Genomic DNA, 7,331 nt, shown 5'->3' on the forward strand with positions numbered 1-7,331 from the left:
TTTCAGTCTGGGCAATACAGCTGTAGAAGGCGCAGGGAAATCCGCTGCTCCTGCCTCCTGGCTTAAAAAGCCCAGCCCCAAAATCACTAAACTAATGATCATTTTTTCCTCCTATCTTAAAAATCATATGAATAATAAATAGCAATCCCTTTTTTCCTTAGCGTATTTCTACATCGTGCTGTGATATCATATGGATTACAAGAACAGGAAATGTCTCATCAAATACACCATCTAGCCTTTTAAGCTTCTTTTTTATAAACTCATCTACTTTATTTTTTGAAAGATTGACCTTTCCTTCACCAATTATGACAAGATTTTTTGAATCCTTTTTTAATAATATGGGCAATACCCTAATAATATGTTCTTGTTCTTCCTTTATTAGTGAAATAGACATAATATCCCCTCTTTATAATTTAATTATACCACAAATTTTGCTTTTGTCAAGATTAAATTACCTTGAACCTGGTTTAATGAATGGAATACCCTCTTTACATAGGGGGCATTCTTCTGGCCTATAGGTTTCTATATTCAACCTAATCAATGACCTAATTTCTGCCCTCTGTCCTCTGCCCTCTGCCCTCTGTCCCCTATCTATTACAACGCCGATTCCTGTAATATTTGCTTTACAATTATCTATCAATTCAATTAGCTCCTTAATGGTCTTTCCTGTTGTAAAAACATCCTCAATAATCAATACATTTTCTTTTTCTTTTATCTCAAATCCCCTGAAAAGCCCCATCTTTCCATCCCTTCTTTCGGAAAATATTGCCCTTTTATTAAGATGCCTTGCTACCTCATAGCCAATTGTAATTCCACCCAAAGCAGGAGAAAGAACAATATCAATCTTATCTTTCTTAAAAATTTCCGCAAGCCCTTTGCCAAGAAAAGAAGCAGGATTTGGATATTGAAGAACCTTTGCCATTTGAATATACCTTTTTGAATGAAGGCCTGATGAAAGGAGAAAATGGCCATTAAGAATAGCCCCTTTTTCTTCCAATAATTTCATTACATCCATAAACATATTTTACAAAGTATTTACACAAAATGGCAAGGAATGGTATAATTATTTAGAACTTAGGAATTTTTAATTTGTTGCGCAAAAGTTCTCATAATAAAAAGTGTCAAAAATTTTATTATGACCATTTATGCGGGATACTATAATTGTTTTAAATCTTAAATCCTAAATTTACTATGAAGCTTTTTATTGAGGGTTTTAATTATGCTATATCGGGTGTTATCCATGGGCTTAAGACCCAGAGGAATATGCAGTTTCATATTGTCGCCGCTGTTATTGTTGTTATCTTAAGCTTTCTTTTAAGGATTGATAGAATTGAGCTGCTTAGTGTTGCCTTTGCTATTGCCATTGTTTTAATTGCTGAAATGCTTAATACATCCATTGAAACAATTGTAAATATGACAACAAATACCCAATCAGAGCTTGCAAGGATAGCAAAGGATATTGGAGCTGGTGCTGTGCTTATTGCGGCAATAAATGCAGTAATCGTCGGATATACCGTTATCTATAACCATATTCCAAGGGATATAATCCAATTTGCTGTAAAGAAGGTAGAGCATAGCTCATCACACCTTACATTCTCTGCCTTGCTTCTTGTCATTATTGCTATTATTGCTTTAAAGGCATATTTTAAAAAGGGAACATATCTATATGGTGGAATGCCATCAGGACATACAGCCGTTGCCTTTGCTATATGGACAGCTGTGTCTTTTGTGGAAAAAAGCCTTCTTACATCAACCCTTGTCCTTATCTTATGCGTTGTAATTGCTTTTGAAAGGATACGGGTAGGCATCCATACATTTCTGGAGGTGCTATTCGGAGCAATTATTGGAGTCTTAATAACCATCCTCGTTTTTCAATTATTGGGATGAAAGAAATTCAAAACTAAAAACTCAAAATGCAAAACAAAATAAATGCAAGGTGAAATGAATTTTAAACACTTACTAAACGCACACTAGGATGAGAATCTTTATTTTGTTTGTTTCTGCCGCCTTTGTCGGCATTGTCTTTGGTGCTTTTTTTTCCTGGGTTTCATACCTTCCAAGCCTTGCTCCCCTTGAGTATCAAGGACAGGAATATTGGAGCCTTCCTACAAGGATATACTCAGAAGACAACGAGCTAATTGGTGAATTCGCAAAGGAAAAAAGGTGGCTCATAAAGATTGACAAGCTTCCAAGCTATGTAAAATATGCCTTTATCTCCTCTGAAGATGCCTCATTCTATAAGCATCCTGGAATAAATATAAAGGGCATTATAAGGGCAAGCTGCGTAAATCTTACATCCAGAAGGATAAAAGAAGGTGGTTCATCAATTACCCAGCAGCTTGCAAAAAACCTTTTCTTAACCCAAGAGAGAACAATAAAAAGAAAGATACAGGAAATTCTCCTTGCCTTAAAGATTGAAAGGTATTATTCAAAGGATGAGGTTTTGGAGAGGTATCTTAATAAGATATATTTTGGAAAGGGTGTATATGGAATAGATGCCGCATCAAGGTTTTATTTCAACAAGGAGGCAGGTAGCCTTTCTCTTTCTGAAGCAGCAATTCTTGCTGGAATGGTTGCCTCACCAAATATATATTCGCCATTTACAAACCCTAATCTTTCTGTTTCTCGTGGAATAAGAACACTTAATCGGATGGCAAACGATGGGTATATTACAAAGGAAAAAGCAAAGAGCGAGGCAATAATTTTAAAGAAAAAAATAGATGAGATTATAAAGGCTAAAAGATTTGTCATTGGAACAACCATAAACAAGGCACCATATTTTATTGAATATTTAAGAAAGCATCTTGAGCAGGAATATGGCTATAACCTTTTATATCAAGGAGGGCTTTCTGTTGAAACATCCCTAAATCTTAAGATGCAAATTTTGGCAGAGCGTGCTTTATCCAATGGCTTAAATAGGCTAAATATGGGAAGGAAGAATAAAATAGAGGGTGCATTACTTGCAATTGAACCAACAACAGGAAAGATAAGGGCAATGGTTGGTGGTTCTGGATTTTCTGTTAATAATCAGCTAAATAGAACATATCAGACAATAAGACAGCCTGGCTCTGCATTTAAACCCATAATCTATGCAGCAGCTATTGATTCAGGCTGGACATTGGCTGATACAATCCTTGATGAACCCATATCATATCCAGGGATGGATGAGGGAGAAACCTGGACACCGCAAAACTATGAAGGAAGATGGTATGGAAGGGTAACAGTAAGAAAGGCTTTGGAGGATTCAATAAATATTCCAACAATTAAAATCCTTGATAAGGTAGGTCCATCAAGGGCTGTTATCTATGCCAAAAGGCTTGGGATAACATCAGAGCTTCATCCATACCTTTCCCTTGGTCTTGGTGCGTTTGATGCTTCTGTGATGGATATGGCAATTGCCTTCTCTGTATTTGCCAATGGTGGATTAAGGGTTAAGCCATACGGAATAGATGAGGTTAAAGATAGGAATAACAATATCCTGAAGAAAACCGTCCCCTTCTATGAATGCGTCCTTTCAAAGGAAACAGCATATATCATTACATCAGCTCTTAAGGGTGTTATCCAAAGGGGAACAGCCTATCCAATACTTGGTGGTCAATTTACCTGCGATATTGCAGGGAAAACAGGGACAACCGATGAATGCGTTGATGCCTGGTTCATTGGATATACGCCAAATCTCCTGTGTGCTGTTTGGGTTGGGTATGATAGGGGAAGAAGGTCTTTAGGAAAGAATATGACAGGTGCGGTTGCAGCTGCTCCGATATTCCTTGAATTTATGAAAGAGGCATTAAAGGAGCTTCCAAAGGAGACATTTCAAATCCCAGATGGCGTTTGCTTTGTAAATATAGACAGAAAAACAGGAGGGGTCTTACCGCAGGATGCCCCTGGATTTCCTGAGGTATTCATCACAGGAACAGAGCCACAAAAGAAAGAGATTGAGGAAGAACCTTTAGAAAAAGAGGATTTTAAAGAAGAGTGGTAGAAAAAGTCAAAATGCAAAAACAACCCTTTCGGGTGTCGCCTATCGTTAAAGGAAAAATAAAATTATTACAAAACCTCTGCTATTTGGACAGCGTTTAAGGCTGCACCCTTAAGGAGCTGGTCTCCTACAACCCAAAGCCAGATGCCATTTTTAATTGTATTGTCCTTCCTTATTCTTCCTACAAATACAGGAAATTTCTCCGATGCATCTACTGGCATTGGCCATCTATTCCTTTCTCTATCCTCTACTATCTCAATCCCGGGTGCATTTTCAAGGATTTTATAAATTTCATCAATATTTCGCTCTTTCTCAAGCTCAATGTTTATTGCTAAAGAATGTGCCCTTAAAATTGGAACCCTAACACAGGTTATTGTTATATTAAAACCTGGCTCGTGAAAAATCTTTCTTGTCTCGTTTATTACCTTGTTTTCCTCCTCACAATAGCCATTATTCTCCATTGGGCTATTGTGTGGAAATAGATTGAACGCATATTGAAATGGAAACACCTTTCTTTCATAAGGCTCATTCATAAGAATTGCCCTCGTTTCTTCCTCAAGCTCCCTAATTGCCTTATACCCTGCACCAGATGCAGCCTGATACGATGCGGCAACTACCCTTTTTACCCCATATTTCTTGTGTATATGCCATACAGGAAGGTTCAAAATAATGGTTGTGCAATTTGGGTTGGCAATTATCCCTTTATGCCAAGCTACATCCTCTGGATTTATCTCAGGAATAACCAAAGGGACATCTTTTTCCATCCTAAATGCCGATGAATTATCAATAACAATACAACCAGAAGAGGTAGCAGAAGGAGCAAATTCTTTAGAAATAGATGAGCCTGCAGAAAAAAGGGCAATATCTATTCCTTTAAAGGAGGATTTTTCTAACCTTCTAACATCAATCTTTTCTCCCTTAAATTCTATTGTTTTCCCAACAGACCTTTCTGATGCTAATAGGATAAGCTCATCCAATGGAAAGGCTCTTTTTTCAAGAACCTTTGTCATTTCCATCCCAACAGCGCCCGTTGCTCCAACAACAGCTACCTTCACAAGAAAATTTTACAATTTATAATTAAAATTTGCAAGCAAAAGGTAATTTCTTCCCAGCTGTTGAGTTCACGCGTTTATCACCCTCTGCGTTCAATTCCGCAATCCGCATACAAAGTATCTGTACGTGTTTAGCTAATATTTAAAGAAAGGTATGTGTTTAGGTAGACGAGAAGAAGAAAGGAAGTTAAAATGAAAGAAAGCACGAAATCCGAAGCACGAAGCACGAAACAATATCTAAATTCAAAATTCTAAACATTAAAGTTTTCAGAATGGTCTGTATCTATCAACTCCAACCAATATTTACTCTCTTTTGCTTCTTTACGGCAAATCTTTATTCTCATAACAAATAAATTATATTGTTTTGAATTTTCAATTTTAGTCATTTGAATTTGTTTTAAGATTTCGGATTTCGAATTTCGGATTTCATTTGTTCCATTAAAGCTAAACACATACGAAACATTTACTTCCCACTTCCTACTTCCCACTTCTATATAAGGTGAATGAATTATAAAGCACCTGAACACATACAATTCTCTTGCACTATATCCAACAGATTTCGCAAGTTCTACAGGTTCAAGCCAAAATTTGGCATAATTATCATCCTATGATTTAATAGCAGAGAAATTACCTGCTTTTAGCTTATAAAAATATAGACCTTTGGAGACCGCATTATTTTTATTAAAACACCACTTATTATTTCTTTTTCTCTAATTCATCGAGTTTTTTCAGGTCTTCTTTTTCTACAGAAATACCATCTTTAATAATATGTGGTGTAATAAAGATAAGAAGGTCATTTTCCCTGACAGAGTCTTCTTTTTTAGAGAAAAAATAAGGGAAAATATACCCTAAGACAGGCACTCGTTTGGTTATCTTAATTGTGTTTTTTTTCTTTAATCCTCCAATTATAAATGTCTCTCCATCCTTTACTAACACAGAGTTAGAAACATTTTGCTCTGAAATAATGGGAGAGCCATTTGTATTCCAACCAGCAATGCTTCGGACATTTGCTGAGACATTCATATTGATATGATTGCTTGCTCCAATATGGGGGGTAATTTCCAGGTTTAATCCAATTTCATTGCTAGAATACCATGATGATGTTTTATATTCTATTCTCTCTGCAACCTCAATCCTACCTGATGTATTATTTAAGGTTATAATTTTAGGATTAGATAATAATTTAGCCTTATCTTCTTTGATTAAAAGATTGATAAAATTACCTAGTTTGGTTAAATCCATATTGGCTCTTCCAGAAAATCTTGAGCTACTATTCTTAAGATTCGCAATGAGAAGAATTATCGCTTCTATACTTATATGTATCTTTAGAATAGTCTATTGACCCCCAAGGAAAAAGGTCTCCTAAAACCCACCAATCAATGCCTAATTCATCCCTTAATTCCCCACTTGCCTCTATAATCTTTGCCTCAACAAGGACTTGTTGGGTAGGAATATCTAATAAGGCAATGATTTTTTTAGCATAATCAATCTTGCTTTTAACATCAGTTATAATAAGGCTATTAAGGTTATCATCTGCCTGGATGGTACCATCAGAAGAAAGCCTCTCCTTTACAATTTGAGTAAGACTGGATGCTAATGCATACTTAAGGGGTATAACCTCTGTTTCTAATCTAAGGAAATCGTTCAATCCTTCTATATCTAACCCTCTAACAAGCTTTGCCAAATCCCTAACCTTTAGCTCTTTGTCTGTAATAATCAACATATTAAGGGTATCGTTTGTCTGAACTGTTCCATATCTAGAAAGCCTTGCTTTTATAAAGGGTTCTATTTCAGAAGCCTTGATATGTTTAAGGGTAATTAATTCGCTAATGGTATCAATGCCTGCATCATCAGCCACATCCACATTAAGCTGTAATCTTCCTTTAGAGGTAGAAATACCTTCTGAATTATCTTGCGATTGTGTTGCTTTTATTACCTTTACTTCTTCTTTGGATTTGATTTCTTCTGAATATGGTTGTGCTTCTAAAAAAATAGTAGAGAGGCAAAGCAATAACACCACATTCAATTTTAAAATCCTTTTTTCTCCTATTTTCACAATATTTGCCCCTCTATTATAGATAAGGTAACCTTCTTTAAAGATAAAGCTTACATACCTTTCCTTTACTCCAATATCTCCGTAATAACGCCTGCCCCTACGGTGTGGCCACCTTCACGGATAGCAAATCTTAGCTCCTTTTCCATTGCAATGGGTGTTATAAGCTCTCCTTCCAGGTTTATATTATCACCTGGCATTACCATTTCAACACCCTCTGGAAGCTTGATGGAGCCTGTAACATCGG

The 7,331-nt window shown here is 36.2% G+C and carries 8 protein-coding genes; 2 read left to right on the plus strand and 6 right to left on the minus strand.

The annotated features are described in order from the left end of the window. Positions 1 to 157: 157 nt before the first annotated feature. Both AB1630_08650 and pyrE read right to left on the minus strand, forming a co-directional pair. Positions 158 to 394, minus strand: a complete 237-nt coding sequence (locus AB1630_08650; GenBank protein MEW6103861.1) for a hypothetical protein — start codon at positions 392 to 394, stop codon at positions 158 to 160. Positions 395 to 451: 57 nt separating this feature from the next. Further along, positions 452 to 1,015, minus strand: a complete 564-nt coding sequence (pyrE, locus tag AB1630_08655; GenBank protein MEW6103862.1) for an orotate phosphoribosyltransferase — start codon at positions 1,013 to 1,015, stop codon at positions 452 to 454. 176 nt (positions 1,016 to 1,191) lie between these two features. Between pyrE and AB1630_08660 the strand changes: the two genes are divergently transcribed. Both AB1630_08660 and AB1630_08665 read left to right on the plus strand, forming a co-directional pair. Beyond that, positions 1,192 to 1,887 carry a diacylglycerol kinase gene (locus AB1630_08660; protein MEW6103863.1) on the plus strand — a complete coding sequence of 232 codons (696 nt, stop codon included), beginning with the start codon at positions 1,192 to 1,194 and terminating at the stop codon, positions 1,885 to 1,887. A gap of 103 nt (positions 1,888 to 1,990) precedes the next feature. Continuing rightward, the gene (locus AB1630_08665; protein ID MEW6103864.1) at positions 1,991 to 3,982 is read left to right on the plus strand and encodes a PBP1A family penicillin-binding protein; all 1,992 of its coding nucleotides are present in this window, start codon (positions 1,991 to 1,993) and stop codon (positions 3,980 to 3,982) included. Between the two features lie 65 nt (positions 3,983 to 4,047). Here AB1630_08665 and AB1630_08670 read toward each other — a convergent pair whose 3' ends face one another. The 4 genes from AB1630_08670 to tuf all read right to left on the minus strand — a co-directional run. Beyond that, entirely contained in the window at positions 4,048 to 5,034 is a 987-nt protein-coding gene (locus AB1630_08670; GenBank protein MEW6103865.1) for an aspartate-semialdehyde dehydrogenase, read from the minus strand. A 693-nt stretch (positions 5,035 to 5,727) separates the two neighbouring features. Then, on the minus strand, positions 5,728 to 6,273 hold the full coding sequence (locus AB1630_08675; protein MEW6103866.1) for a type II and III secretion system protein: 546 nt from the start codon (positions 6,271 to 6,273) through the stop codon (positions 5,728 to 5,730). A 34-nt stretch (positions 6,274 to 6,307) separates the two neighbouring features. Continuing rightward, positions 6,308 to 7,087 (minus strand): secretin N-terminal domain-containing protein, encoded by a 780-nt coding sequence (locus AB1630_08680; GenBank protein MEW6103867.1) that lies wholly within the window; start codon positions 7,085 to 7,087, stop codon positions 6,308 to 6,310. A gap of 65 nt (positions 7,088 to 7,152) precedes the next feature. Beyond that, the coding region (gene tuf / locus AB1630_08685; GenBank protein ID MEW6103868.1) for an elongation factor Tu at positions 7,153 to 7,331 on the minus strand (179 nt) is incomplete at its 5' end.

The organism is bacterium (genome assembly GCA_040753555.1).
GTDB lineage: Bacteria > UBA9089 > UBA9088 > UBA9088 > UBA9088 > JBFLYE01.

Bases quoted from the DNA above. Each gene is read 5' to 3' on its own strand.
- AB1630_08675 (MEW6103866.1), bottom strand. From the start codon at position 6,273: ATGGATTTAACCAAACTAGGTAATTTTATCAATCTTTTAATCAAAGAA.
- AB1630_08650 (MEW6103861.1), bottom strand. From the start codon at position 394: ATGTCTATTTCACTAATAAAGGAAGAACAAGAACATATTATTAGGGTA.
- pyrE (MEW6103862.1), bottom strand. From the start codon at position 1,015: ATGGATGTAATGAAATTATTGGAAGAAAAAGGGGCTATTCTTAATGGC.
- AB1630_08660 (MEW6103863.1), top strand. From the start codon at position 1,192: ATGAAGCTTTTTATTGAGGGTTTTAATTATGCTATATCGGGTGTTATC.